Raw genomic sequence first — 24,260 nt, 5'->3', positions numbered from 1 at the left:
AAATAAAATGGCACAAAAAGAAGCACTCCAATTTATTGAAGATTTAAAAAACAATAACAACAAAGAATGGTTTCACGAGAATAAAAAGCGTTACGAACTTTTTAAAAAAGAATACCAAAACATCATTGCAGAAATTCTTCAAGAAATGAAACCTTTGGATGCTACGTTGGCCAATTTAGAAGTAAAAAACTGCACATTCAGAATCAATCGAGACATACGTTTTTCCAAAGACAAATCGCCTTATAAAAGCAATATGGGCATTTGGCTTTCTACTAATAAAAACAGTAAAAATTCACCCGGATATTATATTCATTATGAAAAAGGAAGCAGTTTTATTGCCGGCGGATTATATTGTCCGGAAGCGGAAGATTTGAAAAAAGTGCGAAAAGAAATTGCTTTTTTTCATGAAGATTTGGAAAAAATTTCGTCTAATTCAACCTTTAAAAAAGAGTTTGGAGCTTTAGATCGTGATGAAGCAAATGTGTTGAAAAAAGCCCCAAAAGATTACGATCCAAATCATCCTGCCATCGAATTCTTAAAATTAAAAAGTTTCACCGCTACTCAAAAAATAAGCGATGAATTGTTTACCGATAAAGATTTTGCTAAAAAAATCACTCAAAAACTCATTGCTTTAAAACCTTTAAATGAATTTTTAAACAGAGCTTTAGAAACTGTTGAATAACTTTCCATCATGCAAATTCACACCAACTTTTCCCTAAAAAATTATAATACTTTTGGTATTGAAGCCAAAGCAAAAGAATTCGTTACCGTTCATTCAAACGATGAATTGATTGAAATTCTACAACAATATCCTACTTCCAAAAAATTTATTTTAGGAGGCGGAAGTAATATGCTACTTACGAAAGACATTGATGCTTTGGTCATTCATTTAGACTTAAAAGGCAAAAAAGTAATCGATGAAAACGATGATTTTGTTTGGGTTGAAAGTCAAGCCGGTGAAAATTGGCATGAATTTGTGTTGTGGACCATTGATCAAAATTTTGGTGGTTTAGAAAATCTTTCGCTCATTCCCGGAAATGTTGGCACTACGCCTATTCAGAATATTGGAGCATATGGAGTAGAAATTAAAGATACCTTCGTTTTGTGCGAAGCTATTCATATTGAAACACAGGAATTATTGGTGTTTACGAATGAAAAATGCAAATTTGGTTACCGCGAAAGCATTTTTAAAAATGAAATAAAAGATGAATTTGTTATTACTTCCGTTGTTTTTAAACTAACGAAACGCAATCACAAACTCAACACTTCTTATGGAGCAATTGAAGCTGAATTGGAAAAACAACATATCAAAAATCCAAGTTTAAAAGATGTGAGTAATGCCGTAATTGCCATCAGAGAAAGCAAATTACCTAATCCAAAAGAACTAGGAAACAGCGGAAGTTTCTTTAAAAACCCTGTGATTTTGAAAAGTGATTTTGAAAAAATTCAACAAAATTTTCCCGAGATGCCACATTATGTTGTTTCGGAAACCGAAGTAAAAGTGCCCGCCGGATGGCTCATTGAACAAGCCGGATTTAAGGGAAAACGTTTTGGCGATGCCGGAATTCACAAAAATCAAGCACTGGTTTTAGTCAATTATGGTAATGCAACAGGACAAGAAATTTTAGAAGTTTCCAAAAACATTCAAAAAACGATTTTTGAAACCTACGGAATTTCAATTGAAGCAGAGGTTAATATTATTTAAAATTATAATAATATCAATCTGTTAAATAAACTCTTTTTTGTACCTTTGTAGTTCAAAAAAATTCAATTGAACGATGAAATTGATATTAATTACTATAGGATTATTAGCCATTGCTTTTGCTGGAATTGCTATTAAAATTTGGGCAAAAAAAGACGGAAAATTTGCAGGAACTTGTGCCAGCCAAAGTCCGTTTTTAAACAAAGACGGTGAAAACTGTGGTTTTTGTGGCAAAACACCCGAACAAATGAAAGATTGTTCAGAACCCTCTCATTCTTAAATTAAAAATACATTATGTTTGACATATTGTTTTATGTTTTGATTGGCGTAACGGTCATACAATTAGTGTATTATGTAGTTATTTTTGGAAAGTTTTCGTTTGCTAAGGTTCAAAAAAGCAATCCAAAACGTATTCCGATTTCTATTATTGTTTGTGCTAAAAATGAAGGTGAAAACGTTAGAAGATTCGTTCCTCTACTACTCGAACAAAACTATCCTGATTTTGAAATTGTTTTGATTGATGATTCTTCTTCCGATGATACTTTGGATCTTTTTGAAGAATTTGAAAAACAACATTCCAATATTAAATTGGTAAAAGTGCAAAATAACGAAGCCTTTTGGGGAAACAAAAAATTTGCACTTACATTGGGAATAAAAGCAGCTAAAAATGACTATTTGTTGTTTACAGATGCCGATTGTTATCCAACTTCTAAAGAATGGATAAAAGAAATGAGTTCTAATTTTACACTCAAAAAAACAATTATTTTGGGTTATGGAGCATATGAAAAAATTCCGAATTCATTCCTAAACAAACTTATTCGTTTTGAAACATTGTTGACAGCTACGCAATATTTTGGATGGACAAAAACAGGCAAACCTTACATGGGAGTTGGGCGTAATTTAGCCTACAAGAGAGACGAATTCTTCCGTGTAAACGGATTTATAGACCACATGAAACTGCGTTCCGGTGACGATGATTTGTTTGTGAATCAAGCATCGAATTCAGAAAATACGACGGTTTGTTTTTCTAAAGAAAGTTTTACGTATTCCAAACCAAAAACCAGTTTCAAGGAATGGTTTGATCAAAAACGAAGACATGTTTCTACGGCAACATATTACAAATCATTTGACCGTTTTCAATTGGCTTTGTTTTTCTTTTCACAATTATCATTTTTTATTCTTGCTATCATTTTGTTGGCTTTTCAACACCAATGGATGATTGTATTGCCAATTGTTTTATTTCGCTATATCTTTACCTGGACATCATTAGGTTACGCAGCCAATAAATTAAATGAAAAAGACGTTATCTATTGGTTTCCGATTATGGAAATTGCATTGATTTTTACACATTTGAATGTGTTTTTTACTAATCTTTTTTCAAAACCTATTCATTGGAAATAAAAAAAATTATAGAAAAAGCCACGAATGGCGATCAAGTTGCCTTTACTTCCCTTTTGGATATGTATTGGAACGAAGTCTATGGTTTTATGCTCAAAAGAACAGAGAATGAAACGGATGCAGAAGACATTACCATCGAAACCTTTTCAAAAGCTTTTGATAAAATAGCCAATTACAATCCTGAATTTCAATTCAATACATGGCTGATTGCGATTGCAAAAAATGTGCATATTGATATGCTTCGTAAAAAGAAAATCTCTCTTTTTGTAGACATTACGGACGAAGAAGACCATCAAGCCTATAATGTGGCAGACACTACGCCATCGGCAGAAGACAAATTGATTACGGAACAAAATTTGTCTCGCTTATTAGAATTCATAAAAGAATTAAAACCTCATTATCAAGAAGTTATTCAACTTCGTTACTTTCAAGAAATGAGTTATCAGGAAATCGCTGAACAATTAAACGAACCGTTGAGTAACGTAAAAGTTAAACTTCTTAGAGCCAAAAAATTGTTAGCAGAAATCATCCAAGGAAGATAATTATATTGATTTGATATTTTTATTGAACGATTCTTTACTATACAATTGTTCAATTTTAGTTAAATCACCACATAATTCCTCAATCTTTTCTATCTTTGCAGTTCTAAAAATTGCAACATGGAAAGTGTTTTAGATAGCGTTCAGCCACCAATAGGAAAACCAAAATGGTTGCGGGTAAAACTGCCAACCGGACAAAAATATACCGAACTTCGAGGATTAGTTGACAAGTACAAATTAAACACCATTTGTACCTCCGGAAGTTGCCCAAACATGGGCGAATGTTGGGGCGAAGGAACTGCTACCTTCATGATTCTAGGTAACATTTGTACACGTTCGTGCGGATTTTGCGGTGTAAAAACCGGAAGACCGGAAACAGTAGATTGGGATGAACCGGAAAAAGTGGCTCGTTCTATCAAAATTATGAACATTAAACATGCTGTCATTACGAGTGTAGATCGTGACGATATCAAAGATATGGGTTCAATTATTTGGTACGAAACGATTCTAGCTATCCGAAGAATGAATCCTGAAACCACGTTAGAAACATTGATTCCAGATTTTCAAGGTGTAGAAAGAAATATTGACCGAATTATTGAAGCCAATCCCGAAGTTGTTTCTCACAATATGGAAACCGTTCGCAGACTTACTCGTGAAGTACGAATTCAAGCAAAATATGACCGTAGTTTAGAAGTTTTGCGTTACTTGAAAGAAAAAGGCATCCGCAGAACCAAATCCGGAATTATGTTAGGTTTAGGCGAAACGGAAGAAGAAGTAATTCAAACCATGAAAGACCTTCGTTCTGTTAATGTTGATATTGTTACGATTGGACAATACTTACAACCAAGCAAAAAACATTTACCTGTAAAAGAATTCATCACACCGGATCAGTTTAAAAAATACGAAGATATCGGAAAAGAATTAGGTTTCCGTCATGTAGAAAGTGGTGCGTTGGTGCGATCTTCTTATCATGCTCAAAAACATATACTTTAAAAAATTGTTTCAAGTTTCAGGTTTCAAGTTAACTACGAAAACCTGAAACTTGAAATTTCATACTTCAAACTTGAAAACAAAAATAGCCATCAACGGTTTTGGAAGAATTGGAAGAAACTTATTCCGATTATTGCTCAATCATCCCACGATTGAAGTGGTAGCCATAAACGATATTGCCGACACGAGAACCATGTCGCATTTGCTGAAATATGATAGTATTCACGGTGTTTTGCCAAACGAAGTTACTTTTGATGAAGAAAATATTTTTGTGGATGGAAAATCGTATTCCTTTTTCAGAAAAAAAAATATCTCCGATTTGAATTGGCAATCTATTGATGTTGTGATTGAAAGTACAGGAAAATTTAAAACCTACGAAGAAGCTTATCAACATATTTCTGCCGGAGCCAAAAAAGTTATTCTCTCTGCTCCGCCGGAAGATGATCAAATCAAAACAGTCGTTTTAGGTGTGAATGACTCAATTTTAGATGGTTCGGAAGTGATTATTTCCAATGCGAGTTGCACGACCAACAATGCGGCTCCAATGATTAAAACTATTGACGAGTTATGCGGAATTGAGCAAGCTTACATTACCACCGTTCACTCCTACACCACCGATCAAAGTTTGCACGACCAACCACACAAAGATTTACGAAGGGCTCGTGGTGCAGCTCAGTCAATTGTTCCAACCACAACCGGAGCTGCAAAAGCGTTGACTAAAATTTTTCCCAAATTAGATGGAAAATTAGGTGGAAGTGGCATTCGTGTTCCGGTTCCAGATGGTTCTTTGACAGATATTACGTGCTATGTTTCCAGAGCCGTTTCGATTGAAGAAATTAATGCTGCTTTTCTAAAAGCATCCCAAACAAATCTCAAAGGAATCCTTGCCTATACTGAAGATCCTATCGTTTCTGTTGATATAATTGGCAACCAAAATTCATGTCTTTTTGATGCTCAATTGACCTCCGTTATTGACAAAATGGTAAAAGTAGTGGGTTGGTATGATAACGAAATTGGTTATTCATCAAGAATTATTGACTTAATTGGGTATATTTCAAATAAATAGTTAATTTTATACCATTAAATATAACCATTTTTTTGGTATGAAGTATTTTACTTTAGTATTCCTTATTCTAACTATAACTGTTAATTCCCAAACACAATCTTCTTCGGATGATGAAGAAGAATTGGATAGCACCAACTATTTTATTGAGCTGGCTAATTTTCATAAAAAGAATAACAACTACAGAAGTTCACAAGATTACATTCAAAAAGCTATTGAATTTGCTGAAGAAAAAAAAGATTATCAAGCTCAAGCAGATGCCTACTCATTTTTAGGAAACGTGTATTTTGAATTAAAAAAATATGCCGATGCCATTCAAACCTACAACAAAAGTATTTCACTTTATAATAATCAGAAACCATCTTCAAACCAAGCGTATACGTTTTATAACTTAGGTTTATGTTACATTGAACGAAAAGAATATTCTAAAGCGGAATATTATTTTAAAGAAGCTGAAAAAATTTATGAAACGATAGATATTCCGGAAGCTAAAGAAATGATTAACCTCCAAAAAGGTATTGTTTACCGTGCCAAAGGCGAAAATCAATTGGCTTTATCCATTTTAAACACGGTAATTGTTAATCCGGATGAAGAAGATCATTTTAAAACAAAAGCCGAAGCATTGTATCAAATTGGTTTGATTGAAGCAGAAGACAATCGCTATAACCTTGCTTTAAATTATTTGAATAAAGCGTTCGAATTAAGTTCTAAAAACAAAAATTTAGAACTAAAAGCCAATGTCGCCAGAACATTGAGTGAAGTGTATGAAAAAATGATTGATATTGACAATTCATTCAAATACATGAAACAACATCTTAGAATTAGAGATAGTATTCAGGAATTAAACAGTAAAAGAATTGGAACTGAAGATTTTTTGAGTTTTAAAGAAGCCGAGCGTTTAAAGTCGATTGACCAAATGGATCGCGAAAACAAAGAACAGCAGCGAGCCAACAAATTTTCTAAATTGATTAGTATTTTAAGTATTGCTCTGATTTCGATTTTGTCGTTATTGAGTTTGTCGTTGTATAAAAATAATATTATTAGAAGTCAGTCTAACAAAATGTTGCAAGACAAAAACAGTGAACTTCAATTAGCCAAAGACAAAGCTGAAAAAGCTTCCAAAGCCAGAGCAGAATTTTTATCGACTGTGAGTCATGAATTGCGAACGCCTTTGAACGCCATTAACGGAATTACGCATTTGTTGATTGAAGAAAATCCGAAAAAATCGCAGTTGCAGTACCTTACTTCGCTTAAATTTTCAGGAGATTATTTGCTTACGTTTATCAATGATATTTTAGAAATTAACCGTGTTGAAAGTGAAAACATTGAAATTGAAAGTATAAACGTAAACATCAAACAATTGTTGAGCGATTTGTATAATTCTTTCAAAGATTTAGCAAGCAAAAACAATAATGATTTTGAATTGGAATTAGACGAAAGCATTCCTGATAATTTAATTGGCGACCCAACAAAACTTTCTCAAATTTTCATCAATTTGATTAACAATGCGTTGAAGTTTACCAAAAACGGAAAAGTAAATGTGTCTGCTAAAATGCTGAAAAACGAAAATGATATTTCTTCGATTCGTTTTGAAATTTCGGATACGGGAATCGGAATTCCGTTAGAGAAACAACAAACTATTTTTGAAAGTTTTTCGCAAGGTTCTGTAGAAATTAACCGAAAATATGGCGGCACCGGATTGGGATTAGCCATTGTTAAACGATTGGTGAATTTATTGGGTGGCGAAATCAAGCTCACAAGTGCAGAAGGAATTGGTTCTACGTTTTCGTTTGATGTTGATTTCGAATTGGGTCAGCAAACGTTTGTGGAAGTTAAGAAACAATATGATGAAAGTGTCTTTGCTTTCAAAAAAGTGTTGGTTGTTGAGGATAATAAAATCAACCAAATGATTACCAAAAAAATGTTGGAAAACAAAGAAATTGCCTGTGAACTCATAGACAATGGTGAAGATGCCATTGAAATGATTCGCAACAACGGCTACGACTTGGTTTTGATGGATGTTCATCTTCCCGGCATAAACGGAACAATTGCCACCGAACGAATCAGAGAATTCAACAAGAAACTTCCTATTATTGCGTTAACGGCCATTTCATTGAATGAAAACCGTGAAATGTTGCTTTCTTTTGGGATGAATGATGTGGTTACCAAGCCTTTTAATCCTGATAATTTTTATAAGGTGATTGCTCAGCAGTTGGGGTGATATGTAAGTTGGCGGTAATTTTATAGCAGAAAAAGATAACACAAGATGAAAGAAAAAATATATACTAATAAAGAAAAGATTATATATATAAATGGATTACTTCATTCAATAGAATTATTAAATTTTGCTCCAAATAGTTGGAAAGACTATAAATTTGTCGAATTAAATTGTATTTCAGATGATTTAACTGAGAGTTTAAGAAGTTACTTAGAAACACCTAAATGGAATTTTAATTTCATCAAATTAAATCAGGACTGGAAGAAAATAATAATTAAAGATACAAGCTGGGCATTCACAGATATTGTAATACAAAACCACGGTTATCCAATTGAAATTGGAATTGAAAAATATGAAGTTTTGTTGGAGAAATACAATATCAAAATAGCTCAAGAGACAATATTAAACAATATCGAATATATTCTAAATTCTTTTGCTAGTTTTGAAGTTTATCAAATCGATATAGGTTCAATAGAAGCAAATAATACTTCAGGATATTTTGCACACGGAGAATCAAACTACCTTTTTAAAACATCAGAAAAAAATTTATTTTTATTATATTTTCGATCATCAGACTAAAAAACTACTGTCAACAAAGGTTTTTACGCTAATGTGAGTTTTAGCCTTAAATTAAAGTTGGTTTTGTGTCTTTATAGTCAGTGCTAAACCGAAAGTTTAAACTTCTTTAGTCTGCTATAGTTCCTAGCCTGATAACGTTAATTCCGCTTCTTAGCACAATCCCCAGCCCGGGTAGCAGTGGAAACCCCGCAGGCCTTCAAGCTAATTTTTCTTTGCTTTTTGGGGCGACCAACGGAAGCCACGAAAAAGCAGTAGAAAAATAGCTTGAAGGCCGAGGAGTTGCAACGGATGACCGGATAAGCTGCCTAAAAATTCAGAATAAATTCTTTGATTAATTTTCGAACTTTTGGCTCGGCTTTTCGGGCGGCTTCAAGGACTTCTTGGTGGTTGACTTCGTGGATGTTTTCTTCATCGCCCATGTCTGTTATTACCGAAATTCCGAGGCAATCGACTTCCATGTGGCGGGCAACGATGACTTCGGGCACGGTGGACATTCCGACGCAATCGGCACCGAGAATTTTGACCATTTTGTATTCGGCCAACGTTTCAAAAGTTGGCCCTTGCAGTCCTAAGTAGATGCCGTCTTTGAGTTCAATAGTATTTTTTTGAGCAATTTCTTTGGCTTTTTGAATCATGGTTCGAGAGTACGGTTCGCTCATGTTGACGAATCGCGGCCCGAAACGTTCATCGTTTGTTCCTCGCAACGGATGAGCGGGAAAAAGGTTGATGTGATCCTTAATTAGCACCACATCGCCCACTTTATAATTTGGATTCACGCCGCCGGAAGCATTGGAAACGATGAGTTTTTGAACGCCTAAATACTTCATGACACGGACAGGAAAAGTCACTGTTTGCATGTCATAACCTTCATAAAAATGGAAACGACCTTGCATGGCAACCACACTTTTATTTCCGATTTTACCGAAAACCAACGCACCTTTATGACCTTGCACGGTGGAAACCGGAAAGTTTGGAATTTCGGAATACGGAATGGTAAATTCGATGTCGATATCTTGTGTAAATGTTCCCAAACCGGAACCGAGAATGATGCCGAATTCGGGAGTATAATTGGTTTTTTCTTTAAGAAACTGAACGGTTTCTTGTACTTTGTTCCACATAATTGTTTATTTGTTTGTTGAAATTTTCGCCATTGGAAAGAAAAACACTTTGAATGGGCAAATAGAATAATTGTGCCGGATTTACTTTTCCTTTTAACCGAACGAAATCTTTTTCGGTGGTAATAATGGGTTTATTTTTAGATTTTTTTTGAATGGTTTGGATGTCACTTTCTGTAAAATCGTGGTGGTCGGGAAATTCCAATTCCTCATCGTTGCCATCTTGCAAATGGTTGAAAAATGGTTTGGGTTTGGCAATTCCGGCTACTAGCAATTTATCGGTGTTTTTTAGTGAATGAACTGTATGATTTTCGGTTTCGGAATACAAAATTTCATCATATTGAATAGCCGAAAAATAAAGTTGTTGATGTGTCGAAAGATTTAATTTTTGACGAATTTTACTTTGATCTGCTTCGGAAAGCGTTGGTGGACATTTGGTGACAACTACTATATTTGCTCGTTTTGCTCCACTCCTGCTTTCACGCAAATTCCCGGTTGGTAAAATAAAATCATCGGCATACAAATCGTTGTAGGCTGTGAGTAAAATATAGAAACCGGCTTTTACTTTGCGGTGTTGAAATGCATCGTCAAGCAAAATGATATCCGGTTTGTTTTGTAAAGCCAATAATTGCTCAATTCCGTTTTTACGATTAGCATCAACAGCCACTTGAATAGTTGGAAATTTTTGATGGAGTTGAAAGGGTTCGTCGCCTAATGTTTCAGCTGTTGAGGAAAATTCTGCTAATAAAAATCCGGATGATTTTCGTTTGTAGCCTCTGCTTAACACCGCTATTTTATGGTTTGGCAAAAGCAATCGAATTAAATATTCTATTTGTGGCGTTTTGCCGGTTCCGCCTACACTAAGGTTTCCAACGGCAATTATAGGAACAGAAAATGAATAGGATTTTAGAAATCCTTTGTCATAAAACCAATTGCGAATGGCGGTGATCAAACCATAGAGAATGGCAAAGGGAAAGAGTATTTTTCGCAAAAGAATCATGTTACGAATGTAGGGATTTTTGGGAAATATTTGGTTTTTTGGTGTGGTTTTATTTTGAAATTATAAGTCTTTTTTGCTACGAAGAAAGAAGGCACGAAGTTTAAAATTAGACTAGAAAATTAAATCATTTATTAGAATTTAATAAATTTTCTCTCACGGAAAGCACAGAAAACACAGAATTTTATAATTTGAAGATTTAAAAAATATTCTTCAAAATTTCTTTTATCGAATGTTGCTGTTGTTTTGACCAATAATTGGTGTGTGAAAAGAACGGTAAATTTCGTTTAAACCAATTTCCTTTCGGAATGAGAGGTATGTTTTGAATCCCTTTTCCAAAATAATCATTCAATTCTCCTCCCACAAAATCATTCTGAAAATAAATATTTGTCCATTGAATAAATGAAAATTGGGAGTTGTGATTAATGAATCGCATGGTTTTCTTTTCTCTTACACTATCGATAGTAACAAATAAATTTGCTTGAAAAGAAATGGCATTTTCATAGTCTTTTACGATTTCGTTGCCTTTCTTTCTGACTTCAATTTTGGGTGGACAAAGCGGATATTCGCGATAATTGGTTTTTTTATCAAACTCTTCAAAGTTTTTTGTTAGAATATAATCGCCATGGCATAGTGGGCTTCCAATAGATATGAAATCGGAAACCAACCACGGATTTTTAAGGTTTTTGATTTCTTTGAATAATTTTCGTTGTAATTCTTGGAAAACTTCCAACGGAAATGCTTCTTCTTTGTGTTGATGACTATGGTTAATTATTGTTGTAATTTCATTAAGAATGGGCTGAACGACTGGGAATTCTTCTGGATGATATTCATACATGTAATCATGCCATAGGTTCGTAATTAAATCATACGCCACAACGCTTCCTAAACTGTGACCAACAATCACAATTCGTTCGTATTGCGGGTTTCCGTCTTCGTCTTTTTTGTCGTGTAATTTTTTAAGTAGTTGAATACCTTTCTTTCTAATTTTATATCTCGATTCGATATTTTGGGGAGATGGTGTGAGGTACTTTACAGCATCACCAACCGTTTGAGCGGCTTTTGAGTTAATTTTTGGTACAATGAATTTCAAAACTATATAGGATGTAGCTGCAAAGATTCCCGAATTTAAAAACGGAATACCTTGCTCTTGAAAATGTTTAAAATCGTTTGCGATAATAAATCCGAAAGTTATTATTACGGCAAGCATTATAATACGGATTGTCCAAACTAAAACTTCAACACGTTTGGAAGGTTTCTTTACAAAAAGCAATTTAAAAACCCAACTGTATAAATCGCCTAATTTGGGTTCAGAGATTAAATTAGCCCAATAAAACTCGTAAAAATCGGTTTTCTTTTGGCTCAAACTCAATCTTCTTGTTTCAAAATAATTGGCTTCACGATCCGGACTACTGTATAAAATATCGCTGTCTTCTTTGATATTCTCTACAAATTCTTTGGCAGTTTCCATAGGATATTGATTCCCGATTCCGTGAATGATGACGATGGCTTGTTTTTTTGAAGTTGGTTTTTCCAATGAGATTGTTTTATCAAATTTATTTTAAAATTCAAATCTAATTAAAAATCTAAATATTCCTTACTAACCCAACGATCTTCCATACTGATTTGGCACCAATTGTTTTAAAACTCATTTTAAAATTGGCTATCCAAATTCCACACTTGGATAAATTCATTTTGTACATTGATTTCAAACGGAAAATTGAATCACAATAACTTACTCAAGGGAAGAATAACGTCGAATTTTGTTCATCAGCCCGACTGATGTGAAACCAGTGTTTTAATAGGATTTACTTTTTTGGAACAAGTTTATCAAGGGTATCTTTGTAAAAGGTGCTTTTAATAATTTCTGCTAATTCATTGACTTCTCCATTGTAACTTGTCCCAACATTATAGTTGCTAATTATGTAATCTTTTGCATAATACTCAAAGTATTCACCATTAATCTCTGCTGTATTTTCAAGATAATTTTTGTAATCATCAACAATTTTTTTGGTTCCAAGTTTAACGCTCTCTAAGTCGGAAATTAACTTATCGGACTTGACTTGCATAACACCTAAAGTAAGAGACTTTTTTGTCAACCTGAATTTTAGATTTTCAATTTGTCTTATAACTTTTGGTCTGTTGAAATCTTCATAAATTAATACTGCATAAACTATACTTTCTAAAATTTCATTTTTTGTCATGTCTTTGATTAATTCTCCGTAAAATTTCTTGAAATATTGATATCTACTTTTTAAATAGTTATCTTTTCTTTTTTCTGTCGTTTCCTGAGAAAAACGCAGATTATTGGCGACTTGAAAAATAAAAATTAAGATAATTATCCAAAGTTCATTTGAAACCGTCGTAAAGTCAGGTAAAATGTTTGCTTTTACCTTTATCAATTTCTCATATGTGAAATAAGAAATCACTAAAATTGCTATCCAATAAAGAAATTGTCTATACCAATTTAGTAAAAGTCCACGATTTGTAATCAAATTAAATAGTAGTCGAAACAATATGTAGTAGACATTAATTAAATAAATGTTCCATACGTATTTGTCGAGTTTGAAATAATACAGAATTGTCGACATAATAATTATGTAAACTATCGGTGTCAGAACACGAATAAGAAAGTTCAATGCAGGAGCTTCTTCAGTCTTGACAAATATGGATATTTCCATATAACCAATTGAATAAGAATGCTTTCCCAGCCAATTGATAAGAAAAAAAAGCCCGATACCTAAAACTATTTGAACTAAAAGTATTTCCATTTGCTTCGATTTTAAAGTTTAAACTTACTAATGTATTTTGTGATAACAAAGTAAATAATTGATAATTATTATGCATCCCTAATGATGGGGATTTTTAATTAAAATATTTTATTCTATTTGTTTAAGGATTTATTTAAAATCAATCCGTTTCGACTTGATAAAACCTAAAGAAAAATTCATAATTTTTCAATAAAAATGGTAACTTTAAAAACTAAAATTAATTTACTTTTGAATCATCTATAAATCCAAATAAAATGTTTACAATCGAACAAATTAAGTCAGCTCACAGCAAGGTAAAATCCGGAGCCGATTTTCCATCTTACATTCGAGACCTCAAACAATTGGGTGTCATCTCTTATGATGCCTATGTTTCAGATGGACATACGGATTATTATGGTAAAAATGACTTTAAAACAACTTCTCCGGCAAAATATGAATCGTTAGCAATTGCAGATGTAACTGATGAAAATCAATTCAAAGCCGATTTAAAAGCTCATCAACAAGGAAAAACTGATTACCCGACTTTTTGCAGTGATTGTGCCAAATCCGGTATTGAAAAATGGATGGTTATCCTTGAAAAAATGACGTGTACGTATTATGATAAAGCCGGAAATGAAATTTTAGAAGAGATAATTCCGGGATAATTTTCAAACTAATTTTTAACCGCATAATAGAATTTTTCTAAATTTAAATAACCAGCTCGTAGAACTAACTAAAATTGTATCGCATGAAAAGTGAAGTAAAATCAGTTTTAAAATCAATACAACATTTTGTACTATCGATACTTTTTATTAATAAAGGAATTGACAACATCGTTTTAGGGCATCATGTAACCGGTTGGATTTTAGTAATATTGGGGGTTTTTATATTATCATATTTCATTTATCTAAAATTCAAGAAATCAGAACATTTTTTGTTAGAAATTTTCATCTATATTTTTGAAAGCATCGCTCTATTTATAACAGCTTATTTATATTATGATAGTGGGAAAAAGTATTTACCAATTTTAATTTTTATAGCTGGTTTAGGTTATTTAATTGCAGGATTCGTTCATTATTTTAAACGTTATAAAAATTAAATAAATTTTAAATTGTATCGAAAATGCTTCACAAAGTCATTAAATATGTTACCTTAATTATTAGCAATGAAACCTCAATCTATTCTCACATCAAAAATTAGTTTATGAAAAAATACATAGTTGTTTTATTTTTCTTAGTAACAGGTTATTGGGGACTAGCTCAAACTACTGAATACAATACCAAAGAAAATCAACCCTACTATTCTAAAGAGGTGAACCAAAAAGATTCCTACATCAAAGAGCGTTGTGTTTTGGATATTTACTACCCCATCAATCAAAAAAACTTTGCTACGATTGTTTGGTTTCATGGTGGAGGATTAACAGGTGGTAACAAACACATTCCTGAAGCTTTAAAAAACAAAGGCATTGCAATTGTGGCAGTAAATTATCGGCTCTATCCAAAAGTAAAATCACCAACTTATATTGAAGATGCTGCAGCTGCCGTGGCTTGGGTGCTCAACAATATTGAATCATTAGGAGGAGACAAATCTTCTGTTTTTGTTTCCGGTCATTCTGCAGGAGGTTATTTAGCAACAATGATAGGATTAGACAAACGTTGGCTAGCTAATTTTGGATTAGATGCTAATAAAATTGCAGGATTAATTCCGTTTAGTGGTCATACAATTACGCATTTTACCATTCGAGAGGAAAGAGGAATTGACGGCAAAAAACCAATAGTAGACGATTTAGCTCCTCTATATCACGTACGTGCAGATGCTCCTCCACTTTTACTGATTACCGGCGATCGCGAATTAGAATTGCTGGGAAGATATGAAGAAAATGCCTATTTAATGAGAATGATGAAAGTAAACGGTCATCAACAAACACAATTACTTGAGCTAGACGGATATGGGCATGATATGACTGAACCTGCATTTCCTTTATTGCACAATGAAGTTAATCGTATTCTGAAGAACAGAAAATCAAATTAATTGAAATTGAAAAAATAATTCGATTTACAACTTAAATAAGCTTGTTACTTATAATTATCTAAATTTGTAACTTAACTATTTTAAATGAAACTTCAATCCATTCTCCCAATTTTAGAAGAACTTGCTCCTTTGGCTTATGCCGAAGACTTTGATAATGTTGGTTTACTTTTAGGAAATTCTGACCAGGAAATCAATGGTATTTTAGTTTGCCACGATGCTTTGGAAAATGTGGTTGATGAAGCTATCGAAAAAAACTGCAATTTAATTGTCTGCTTCCATCCTATTTTATTTTCGGGTTTAAAGAAAATCACGGGAAAAACCTATGTGGAAAGAGTTGTGTTGAAAGCCATCAAAAATGATATTGCCATTTATGCCGTGCACACAGCTTTGGATAATCATCAAAATGGTGTAAACAAAATTATTTGTAATCAATTAGAACTTTTGAACACTAAAATTTTGGTTCCGAAGGAAAAATTCATTCGCAAATTAATTACGTATACAATTCCTGAAAATCATCAAGAATTACGCAATGCTTTATTTGAAGCCGGTGCCGGAAACATTGGTAATTATGAAGATTGCAGTTTTAATTCAAAAGGAATTGGAACGTATATGGGAAATGAAAATAGTAATCCCGAAATTGGTGAACGTTTTGAATTTGTAGAAAACGAAGAAATTAAAATTGAAGTCACTTTTGAAAAGCATTTAGAATCAAAAATTTTGAAAGCTTTATTCAAAAATCATGTGTATGAAGAAGTGGCTTATGAAATTTATGAATTGCAAAACCAACATCAAAATATCGGTTTAGGAATGATTGGCGAACTCGAAAATGAGATGAATGAAGACGATTTTTTGCAATTTGTGAAAGAAAAAATGCAGTGCGAAAGCATCAGACACAGTACTTTTTTGAATAAAAAGATAAAAAAAGTTGCCGTTTTAGGTGGCTCAGGAAGTTTTGCCATTGGACATGCTAAACGATTGGGAGCCAATGCTTTTTTGACGGCCGACTTGAAATATCATCAATTTTATGAAGCTGAAAATCAGCTACTTTTGGCAGATATTGGTCATTATGAAAGCGAACGTTACACAAAAAATTATATTGTTGATTTTCTTATCAAAAAATTTCCTAATTTTGCAATCATTTTATCAGAACAAAATACAAATCCAGTTAAGTACTTTTAGATTATGACAAACGTAAAAGAAATGAGTGTAGAAGAGAAGTTAAGAGCACTCTATGACTTGCAGTTAATCGACTCAAGAATTGATGAAATCAGAAACGTAAGAGGTGAATTGCCGCTTGAAGTACAAGATTTAGAAGATGAAGTAGCAGGTTTAAAAGCACGCAACGAAAAATTAAAAGCAGATTTAGATCAAATTGATGATCAAATCAAAGCGAAGAAAAATGCTATCGAAGCTCATAAAGAGGGAATTAAAAAATATACCGAACAACAAAAAAATGTTCGTAATAACAGAGAATTCAACTCGTTGACTAAAGAAATCGAATTTCAAGAATTAGAAATTCAATTGAGTGAGAAGCATATTAAAGAAATGAAAGCTTCTATTGAATACAAAAAACAACAAGTTGCCGAATCTCAAGAAAGATTAAGTGCTAAACAATCTCACTTAGAGCACAAAAAAGCTGAATTGGGCGATATCATGTCAGAAACACAAAAAGAAGAAGAGTTTTTAACTAAACTTTCTGCCGAATATGCTGCAAAAATCGAAGATCGTTTATTAGCTGCCTATCACCGAATTCGCACTAGTGTTAGAAACGGTTTAGCAGTAGTTTCTATTGAAAGAGGAGCATCTGCAGGATCATTCTTTACTATTCCGCCACAAACGCAGGTTGAAATTGCTGCACGCAAAAAAATCTTAACAGATGAGCACAGTGGAAGAATTTTGGTAGACAATGTTTTATCTACCGAAGAAAGAGAAAAAATGGAAAGCATATTTGCTAACATCTAAATATCAAACCCCGGATTCGGGGTTTTTTTATGAATAAATTTTTCAAGACATTATCGATTAAATTAATTGGTTTCTACATCAATTTGCTTAGCTATATCTTTCCAAAGCAAGCAACAAAATTAGCATACAAATTTTTTAGCGAACCTCGTGACGGAAGATTAAAACCGGAATCAATTCCACAAATTTTAAAACAAGCAGAAATTGAAACTGTTTCGTTAGAAAACTACAACTTTCCTATTTATAAATGGAAAGGAAACGAAACCAAAATACTTTTAGTTCACGGTTGGGAAAGCAATGCGTCTCGTTGGGAACCCATGTTTCCGTATCTACAAAAATCGGGTGCTACAATTTTGGCTATTGATGGTCCAGCTCACGGTTTGTCTTCCGGTATTGAATGCAATGTGCCGCAATATGCTGATTTTATTAATACTGTCTTCCAAAAATATGAACCTCAAATTTTGATTGGTCATTCGCTTGGCGGATTAACTTGCTTATATTTTCAACATCAATTTAAGGCAGCTTCACTACAAAAAATGGTTTTGCTTGGTGCTCCTTCTGATTTGGAAATAATTATTCAAAATTATGCTAACTTACTTAGCTTAAACAAAAAAGTTATTCAGTTAATGTATGATTATTTTATAAATCGGTTTAAAATAAATCCAATTGAATTTACCGGAACAAATTTAGCTTCTTCACTTTCAGTTTTAGGAATTCTTTCGCATGATGAAGATGATAAAGCGGTACATTTTAGCGAAAGTAAAAAAATTGCTTTGGGATGGAAAAATGCTACGTTTATTGAAACAAAAGGACTTGGTCACAGTATGCATGACAAAACTTTGTATCAACAAATTGAAAAATTCTTGTTTACTTCTTAATTATTTTTTTGGTAGCGGATTGATTTCCGTCAGAGACTTTTACAAAATATATTCCACTAGATAAAATAGAAACATCAAGTTGTTTATCTTGTGGCATCTTTGCTTGAAAAATTGCTTGTCCTAACGCATTAAAAATCTCGACCGAAGCCATTGCAGATAAATCTTGATGCGTCAAAAACGTCAATTGATTTTGAACCGGATTTGGAAAAACCGAAAATTCAGTTCTATTTATAACATCCAAACCTAAAACATAATCATCATAAACCCGTTGCACAGCTGTTTCCATGTTTGGAAAAGGGCCAATATTTCCTGCTGATGGATTGCCTTGCGGAATTCCGGTTTCTTTTAAAATGGTTCGCAATTGCGGTCCGGTTAAATAATTTCCGGTTAAACTGTGGTGATACGATTGCAAAACAATAGCACAAGCTGCCACCATTGGTGTTGCCGAACTAGTTCCAGAAAAATTAATATAACCTTGATTAATATCACCATTAATCATCGTTAGATTACCATATCCACAAGCAAAAACATTTTGAGACCAACCTTGCACATCAACTCTCGCACCATGCGTGCTGTATGAAATTTTGTTGTGAGTAAGGTTTGATAATCCACCGCCAACAATGATTGCTCCGCTATTTCCACGGTTCATATAATTTGCATAAAGAGTACCATTCAAATTTTGGTTACCATTTCCGGCCGCTGCAACAATTACGATTCCGGCATCTGATGCGGCTTTGGTTAAATCCCAAATTACATTATTATATTCAGCCGGAACATAATCTTCAAAACCAGCAACAGCTCCATCTTCTTGCATTTCATATATAATAACGTCACCAGCCGTTGAATTTTGAATGGATTGATTCACTGCATTAATTCGGCTATAGCCAATTTCTTGCCATTCGGGAAAAAGAATCACTTCGGATGCATCATGAGCTAAGCCTGTCATTCCATAACCATCATTTCCTGCGATGATAATACCAACAACAGCGGTACCGTGTTGAGTATAAAGCAAAGCATCTTCAGCAATAGTCATTCCTGGAGCTAGAAAAGCATTCACTTCATTCAAATCTTCATGGTTTTTGTTAAAACCATATTCCACATCTCTCACGCGAATTCCTTCACCTTTTAAACCTAAATCCCAAGCATATTGCATGTTTAAGCCCGGATTTGGACCTATATAGGTTTGATTTACCATAAAATCGGGCGTTGTTGGAGGAATATCTAATGGTGGTTTTATGGGTTCTAATGAAATTAAACTGGCATAATTCACTGAATTCAATTTTTCAAATTCTGTTGCTAATAAAAGTAAATTTTCGTTTGAAGAATTATCCACAATCACTCTAAAAATATTTTTCAATTGATGAACTGAAGAAGAATTTCCGGCATATTGTTTGGCATTTTTTTCTAAATCTTTCCATTTATCATCTGAAAATGAAATCGTTTTTTCAAAATTTAATTGAAATTCATTTGAAAGTGAAGCAACTTCCGAAAATTGAGTAAGAATTGATTCTTTGTCTCTTAAAACAATATCCGAATTAAATGAAACATGCAATTCATGTTTACTGCTACTTGAATTCAGCTGAAACTGATTTTTTCTGGTTTGAGCATTCAAAAATAGAGAAACTAGAAATGTAAAAATAAAAAGTATTTTTTTTATCATAAAGCTAAGTTCTTGATTATAGGCAATTTTTGTGCAATTTACTAAATTTCTTTCAGATTTAAATAAACTTCAATTTTTCTGAAATCCATAAAATAAAATTACTTTTGCAGTATGGAAGATACAGGTAAACGCATCAATAAATTTTTATCAGAATCCGGGTTTTGCTCTCGTCGTGAAGCCGACAGGTTAATCACTGAAGGTCGTGTAACAATTAATGGAGCTGTTCCGGAAATGGGTACAAAAGTTTTTGAAACCGATGAAATTCGTGTCGATGGTAAACTAATTCGTGAAAACAGAGACAAACCCATTTATTTAGCGTTCAACAAACCTGCCGGAATTGAATGTACAACCAACCAAAGTGTTCGCAATAATATTGTAGATTACATTAATTATCCCGAGCGAATTTTTCCAATTGGAAGATTAGATAAAGCCAGTGAAGGACTGATTTTTATGACGAATGATGGCGATATTGTGAACAAAATTCTTCGGGCCAGAAACAACCACGAAAAAGAATATATTGTTACGGTTGACCGACCGATTACCGATCGTTTTATTGAAAAAATGGGTAACGGTGTTCCGATTTTGGATACAATTACAAAAAAATGTAAAGTAGAACAAATCAGTAAATACGTTTTTAAAATTGTATTAACGCAAGGTCTAAACCGTCAAATTCGTAGAATGTGTGAGTATTTGGGATATGAAGTTACGGCTCTAAAACGAATTCGAATTATCAATATTTCTTTGGATGTTCAAGTGGGAAGATACCGTGATTTAACCGAAGCTGAAATCAAAGAATTAAATCAATTGATAGAACCATCGAGCAAAACGGAAGAGGCGAGTTTGCCGAAAGTGGAGGTTAGAAGACCGATTGTGATTAGAAAAAAATAAACCTCACCCAAACCCTTGGCTCTTGTTTTCGCGAAGAGCATCTCTAAGTAAGCTATTTTCTCTCGCAAAGACGCAAAGTCGCAAAGAGAAGTTTTTAAATTTTGCGTCTTTGCGAGATTTTTTACGTAATCTTCTTTGGATTTTTCTTTACTACAAATAAATAGACAATTCTAATTCTATCCTGATTTATTTTGTTCACTTTAGTTTCGGTGGATTTTGACGAGTATCAAAAACATCTGAAATTTTTATAAATCCATTTGTATTGTCAACAGAATAAATCAATTTATAGTTTTTAAAAACAAAATAGCGATATTCAGTTTGTCTATGCTTTAACAATTCTTCTTCTTGTCCAATTAGAGGCGACTTTATTAACTTTTTGGATTCGTTAATAATTCCAATTATAATTTTTTTAGCAACTCTTGCACTTACTTCCTTTTCGTAATATGCATAGATTTCGTCAAGTTGAGTTTCGGCGAATTTAGACCAAATAATTTTCATTATTCGTATTTAGCTAAAAGTTCAGCACTACTTTTAAATCTATTGTTTTGGAAATCCGATTCCGATTGGTCAATTCGATTATTCAATTCGTCTTGAGTCATTGGTTCAATCAGTCGATTTTCTGACATTTTCTTCTCATTCCTTAATATTTTTTCAAGACGAGAAATAGCTTCTTCACTTTGAAGTTTTAAAAATTCCTGCACAAATTCTATTTTTCGGGCTTCTAAATTCATTTTGTAAAATTTAAAGCTAAGATAATCATTAAAACTAAAAAACCCAAGCTCATCACTTGGGTTTTATTATTTATCTCATCTTCAATCGCTTCTGCTCTCTCGCCAATAACGTGTTTTTCAACAACATCGCAATGGTCATTGGTCCTACACCACCCGGAACCGGAGTGATAAAGGATGCTTTTTTACTTACATTTTCAAAATCTACATCACCGGTAATTCGGTAACCTTTTTCAGTCGAATCGTCTGCAACGCGTGTGATACCGACATCAATAACCACCGCATCATCTTTTACCATTTCGGCTTTCAGGTAATTTGGCACTCCTAAAGCAGTGATGATAATATCGGCTTGGGTTGTAATTTGAGAAATATTTTTGGTATAACTATGCGTTAATGTAACAGTTGAATTTCCTGGAAATCCTTTTCTTCCCATCAAAATACTCATCGGTCTTCCTACAATGTGACTTCTGCCGATTACAACGGTATGTTTTCCTTGTGTTTCAACGCCATAACGTTCTAAAAGTTCTAAGATTCCAAATGGTGTGGCCGGAATAAAAGTAGTCATATCCAACGCCATTTTTCCGAAGTTTTCAGGATGAAACCCGTCCACGTCTTTGTTAGGATCAATCGCCATCAATACTTCTTGTGTATCAATTTGTTTAGGCAATGGCAATTGCACAATGAATCCGTCTATGTTATCGTCTTCGTTTAATTCTTTGATTTTTTTCAATAATTCGGTTTCCGAAGTAGTGTTGGGCATTTTAATCAACGTACTTTCAAATCCTACTCGTTCACAGGCTTTTACTTTGCTTCCTACGTAGGTTAAACTCGCTCCATCATTCCCGACAATAATTGCGGCTAAGTGCGGTACTTTTTCGCCATTGTCTTTCATTTTCTGCACTTCGGCAGCAATTTCATTTTTGATGTCTTCGGAGACTTTTTTACCGTCTAATAATTTCATGTATGTGTGTTTTAGTTGTGTCGTAAAAAAATAAGACGCGATAAATCGCGTCTGTTATCTTGAAAACTATCTCATTCCCTTCATTCCACCCATCATTCTGGCGAGGTTTTTTCCGCCTCCGCCTTGCATCATCTTCATCATTTTGCTCATTTGGTCAAACTGTTTCATCAATTGATTCACTTGTTCCACTTTGGTTCCTGAGCCTTTGGCAATTCTTATTTTTCTTTTTCCGTCTATCACGGCAGGTTTTGTTCTTTCTAAAGGAGTCATCGAATGAATAATTGCTTCAATGTGTTTGAATGCATCGTCTTCAATTTCCACATCTTTCAAAGCTTTTCCGGCACCGGGAATCATACCAACCAAATCTTTCATGTTTCCCATTTTTTTGATTTGCTGAATTTGAGTCAGGAAATCATCAAAACCGAATTCATTTTTGGCAATTTTCTTCTGAAGTTTGCGAGCTTCTTCTTCGTCATATTGTTCTTGTGCTCTTTCTACCAAAGACACAACGTCTCCCATGCCCAAAATTCTGTCGGCCATACGAGAAGGATAGAACACATCAATAGCTTCCATCTTTTCACCGGTACCAATGAACTTGATTGGTTTATTTACCACCGATTTAATCGTAATCGCTGCTCCACCACGGGTATCACCATCTAATTTGGTTAGAATTACACCGTCAAAATTTAATCTGTCGTTGAAAGCTTTTGCAGTATTCACAGCATCTTGACCTGTCATTGCATCTACCACAAATAACGTTTCTTGTGGTTGAATGGCTTTGTGCACATTCGCAATTTCGTTCATCATTTGCTCATCAATAGCCAAACGACCGGCTGTATCGACAATTACGACGTTGAATCCGTTTGCTTTGGCATATTTAATTGCATTTTGAGCAATATCAACCGCATTTTTATTTTCAGGTTCAGAATATACTTCTACCCCAATTTGATCTCCCACCACATGCAACTGATTGATAGCCGCAGGACGATAGATATCACAAGCCACCAAAAGCGGTTTCTTTCCTTTTTTAGTTTTTAAGAAATTAGCAAGTTTTCCGGAAAAAGTGGTTTTACCCGAACCTTGCAAACCGGACATTAATATGATCGATGGATTTCCGGAAAGGTTGATACCAACTTCTTCTCCACCCATTAATTCGGTTAATTCGTCTTTCACCAATTTCACCATTAACTGACCTGGTTGTAACGAAGTTAATACGTTTTGACCCAATGCTTTTTCCTTAACGGAATTGGTAAAATCTTTCGCAATTTTAAAATTCACGTCGGCATCCAACAACGCACGTCGCACTTCTTTTAGGGTATCGGCAACGTTTACTTCGGTAATTTTACCGTGACCTTTTAATATATGAAGGGCTTTGTCGAGTTTATCGCTTAAATTACTGAACATAATTTGGATTTTCTTTTAATGAAGTGCAAATTTAAGAATTTGAATTTTAAGTTTGGTACTAGTTATGAAGAATAATTTAAAAGTGAAAATAAATACGGTATGGTTTGTACAATCTAATTCATTTGCGAGGCTATTGATAAACATTAGAATGGGATTGGAAGGAAATCGACTGTCACCATTGTCGCTTTATCCATATACTATCCATACTTTATCTATACACTATCCATACCTATTGACCCGTCCTGACCCGTCCTAAATTAACTATACAGATTATTAAATAAATCCTACTCTAGTTATACAAATATAATTCTTAATCCTAAAAGTACTATACAACTGTTTTTTCATAATTAAAACTTCTATTATAATTCTTCCATCGTTTGTTTAATTTCTCTGATTTCAA

25 protein-coding genes are annotated in these 24,260 nt (G+C 33.6%); 16 read left to right on the top strand and 9 right to left on the bottom strand.

Annotation, left to right across the window (positions count from 1 at the left end; all coding sequences use genetic code 11):
* The first annotated feature begins 7 nt into the window (after positions 1-7).
* The 9 genes from AC23MC_RS14585 (at position 8) to AC23MC_RS14545 (ending at position 8,489) form a co-directional block, all read left to right on the top strand.
* Positions 8-682, top strand: coding sequence for a DUF2461 domain-containing protein (locus AC23MC_RS14585; protein WP_487569081.1), 675 nt, complete (start codon positions 8-10; stop codon positions 680-682).
* A gap of 9 nt (positions 683-691) precedes the next feature.
* Complete coding sequence (murB, locus tag AC23MC_RS14580; protein ID WP_487569082.1) at positions 692-1,705, top strand: UDP-N-acetylmuramate dehydrogenase; 1,014 nt, start codon at positions 692-694, stop codon at positions 1,703-1,705.
* A gap of 73 nt (positions 1,706-1,778) precedes the next feature.
* Positions 1,779-1,982 (top strand): membrane or secreted protein, encoded by a 204-nt coding sequence (locus AC23MC_RS14575; RefSeq protein WP_112086944.1) that lies wholly within the window; start codon positions 1,779-1,781, stop codon positions 1,980-1,982.
* A gap of 14 nt (positions 1,983-1,996) precedes the next feature.
* The gene (locus tag AC23MC_RS14570; protein ID WP_487569083.1) at positions 1,997-3,103 is read left to right on the top strand and encodes a glycosyltransferase; all 1,107 of its coding nucleotides are present in this window, start codon (positions 1,997-1,999) and stop codon (positions 3,101-3,103) included.
* Positions 3,094-3,642, top strand: coding sequence for an RNA polymerase sigma factor (locus AC23MC_RS14565; protein WP_487569084.1), 549 nt, complete (start codon positions 3,094-3,096; stop codon positions 3,640-3,642). The genes AC23MC_RS14570 and AC23MC_RS14565 overlap by 10 nt, the downstream gene beginning before the upstream one ends.
* 117 nt (positions 3,643-3,759) lie before the next feature.
* The gene (gene lipA / locus AC23MC_RS14560) at positions 3,760-4,632 is read left to right on the top strand and encodes a lipoyl synthase (protein WP_487569085.1); all 873 of its coding nucleotides are present in this window, start codon (positions 3,760-3,762) and stop codon (positions 4,630-4,632) included.
* A gap of 70 nt (positions 4,633-4,702) precedes the next feature.
* On the top strand, positions 4,703-5,695 hold the full coding sequence (gap, locus tag AC23MC_RS14555; RefSeq protein ID WP_487569086.1) for a type I glyceraldehyde-3-phosphate dehydrogenase: 993 nt from the start codon (positions 4,703-4,705) through the stop codon (positions 5,693-5,695).
* A 37-nt stretch (positions 5,696-5,732) separates the two neighbouring features.
* Positions 5,733-7,913 (top strand): ATP-binding protein, encoded by a 2,181-nt coding sequence (locus AC23MC_RS14550; protein ID WP_487569087.1) that lies wholly within the window; start codon positions 5,733-5,735, stop codon positions 7,911-7,913.
* A gap of 45 nt (positions 7,914-7,958) precedes the next feature.
* A complete protein-coding gene (locus AC23MC_RS14545; protein WP_487569088.1) occupies positions 7,959-8,489 on the top strand; it encodes a hypothetical protein in 531 nt (176 codons plus the stop codon).
* Between the two features lie 305 nt (positions 8,490-8,794).
* Here AC23MC_RS14545 and AC23MC_RS14540 read toward each other — a convergent pair whose 3' ends face one another.
* The 4 genes from AC23MC_RS14540 to AC23MC_RS14525 form a co-directional block, all read right to left on the bottom strand.
* On the bottom strand, positions 8,795-9,607 hold the full coding sequence (locus tag AC23MC_RS14540) for a purine-nucleoside phosphorylase (protein ID WP_487569089.1): 813 nt from the start codon (positions 9,605-9,607) through the stop codon (positions 8,795-8,797).
* Positions 9,570-10,604, bottom strand: coding sequence for a tetraacyldisaccharide 4'-kinase (gene lpxK / locus AC23MC_RS14535; protein WP_487569090.1), 1,035 nt, complete (start codon positions 10,602-10,604; stop codon positions 9,570-9,572). The genes AC23MC_RS14540 and lpxK overlap by 38 nt, the downstream gene beginning before the upstream one ends.
* A gap of 196 nt (positions 10,605-10,800) precedes the next feature.
* Positions 10,801-12,138 (bottom strand): hypothetical protein, encoded by a 1,338-nt coding sequence (locus tag AC23MC_RS14530; RefSeq protein ID WP_487569091.1) that lies wholly within the window; start codon positions 12,136-12,138, stop codon positions 10,801-10,803.
* A 271-nt stretch (positions 12,139-12,409) separates the two neighbouring features.
* On the bottom strand, positions 12,410-13,372 hold the full coding sequence (locus AC23MC_RS14525) for a hypothetical protein (RefSeq protein WP_487569092.1): 963 nt from the start codon (positions 13,370-13,372) through the stop codon (positions 12,410-12,412).
* A gap of 254 nt (positions 13,373-13,626) precedes the next feature.
* Between AC23MC_RS14525 and AC23MC_RS14520 the strand changes: the two genes are divergently transcribed.
* The 6 genes from AC23MC_RS14520 (at position 13,627) to AC23MC_RS14495 (ending at position 18,219) form a co-directional block, all read left to right on the top strand.
* The gene (locus AC23MC_RS14520; RefSeq protein ID WP_487569093.1) at positions 13,627-14,016 is read left to right on the top strand and encodes a DUF1398 domain-containing protein; all 390 of its coding nucleotides are present in this window, start codon (positions 13,627-13,629) and stop codon (positions 14,014-14,016) included.
* 83 nt (positions 14,017-14,099) lie between these two features.
* Complete coding sequence (locus AC23MC_RS14515) at positions 14,100-14,450, top strand: hypothetical protein (RefSeq protein ID WP_487569094.1); 351 nt, start codon at positions 14,100-14,102, stop codon at positions 14,448-14,450.
* A 104-nt stretch (positions 14,451-14,554) separates the two neighbouring features.
* Complete coding sequence (locus tag AC23MC_RS14510) at positions 14,555-15,382, top strand: alpha/beta hydrolase (RefSeq protein ID WP_487569095.1); 828 nt, start codon at positions 14,555-14,557, stop codon at positions 15,380-15,382.
* Positions 15,383-15,466: 84 nt separating this feature from the next.
* Entirely contained in the window at positions 15,467-16,561 is a 1,095-nt protein-coding gene (locus AC23MC_RS14505) for a Nif3-like dinuclear metal center hexameric protein (RefSeq protein WP_487569096.1), read from the top strand.
* A gap of 3 nt (positions 16,562-16,564) precedes the next feature.
* Complete coding sequence (locus AC23MC_RS14500) at positions 16,565-17,344, top strand: zinc ribbon domain-containing protein (protein WP_487569097.1); 780 nt, start codon at positions 16,565-16,567, stop codon at positions 17,342-17,344.
* A gap of 29 nt (positions 17,345-17,373) precedes the next feature.
* Positions 17,374-18,219: an alpha/beta fold hydrolase gene (locus tag AC23MC_RS14495; protein WP_487569098.1), complete on the top strand. Its 846-nt coding sequence runs from the start codon at positions 17,374-17,376 to the stop codon at positions 18,217-18,219.
* Here the strand turns inward: AC23MC_RS14495 and AC23MC_RS14490 are convergent.
* Positions 18,209-19,879: a S8 family peptidase gene (locus AC23MC_RS14490; protein WP_487569099.1), complete on the bottom strand. Its 1,671-nt coding sequence runs from the start codon at positions 19,877-19,879 to the stop codon at positions 18,209-18,211. The two genes, AC23MC_RS14495 and AC23MC_RS14490, sit on opposite strands and share 11 nt — an antisense overlap.
* A gap of 111 nt (positions 19,880-19,990) precedes the next feature.
* Between AC23MC_RS14490 and rluF the strand changes: the two genes are divergently transcribed.
* Positions 19,991-20,767 (top strand): 23S rRNA pseudouridine(2604) synthase RluF, encoded by a 777-nt coding sequence (rluF, locus tag AC23MC_RS14485; protein WP_487569100.1) that lies wholly within the window; start codon positions 19,991-19,993, stop codon positions 20,765-20,767.
* A gap of 195 nt (positions 20,768-20,962) precedes the next feature.
* On the opposite strand, the gene AC23MC_RS14480 is transcribed toward rluF, so the two are convergent.
* The 4 genes from AC23MC_RS14480 to ffh all read right to left on the bottom strand — a co-directional run bounded on the left by AC23MC_RS14480 (position 20,963) and on the right by ffh (position 23,860).
* Positions 20,963-21,265 carry a type II toxin-antitoxin system RelE/ParE family toxin gene (locus AC23MC_RS14480; RefSeq protein ID WP_487569101.1) on the bottom strand — a complete coding sequence of 101 codons (303 nt, stop codon included), beginning with the start codon at positions 21,263-21,265 and terminating at the stop codon, positions 20,963-20,965.
* Positions 21,265-21,498, bottom strand: a complete 234-nt coding sequence (locus AC23MC_RS14475) for a hypothetical protein (RefSeq protein WP_487569102.1) — start codon at positions 21,496-21,498, stop codon at positions 21,265-21,267. Before AC23MC_RS14475 ends, AC23MC_RS14480 begins: the two co-directional genes overlap by 1 nt.
* A gap of 70 nt (positions 21,499-21,568) precedes the next feature.
* Complete coding sequence (locus tag AC23MC_RS14470; RefSeq protein ID WP_487569103.1) at positions 21,569-22,456, bottom strand: bifunctional 5,10-methylenetetrahydrofolate dehydrogenase/5,10-methenyltetrahydrofolate cyclohydrolase; 888 nt, start codon at positions 22,454-22,456, stop codon at positions 21,569-21,571.
* A 66-nt stretch (positions 22,457-22,522) separates the two neighbouring features.
* Entirely contained in the window at positions 22,523-23,860 is a 1,338-nt protein-coding gene (ffh, locus tag AC23MC_RS14465) for a signal recognition particle protein (RefSeq protein WP_487569104.1), read from the bottom strand.
* Positions 23,861-24,260 lie beyond the last annotated feature (400 nt).

The organism is Flavobacterium sp. T50_26 (assembly GCF_057652995.1).
This window is presented reverse-complemented; position numbering and strand designations above follow the sequence as displayed.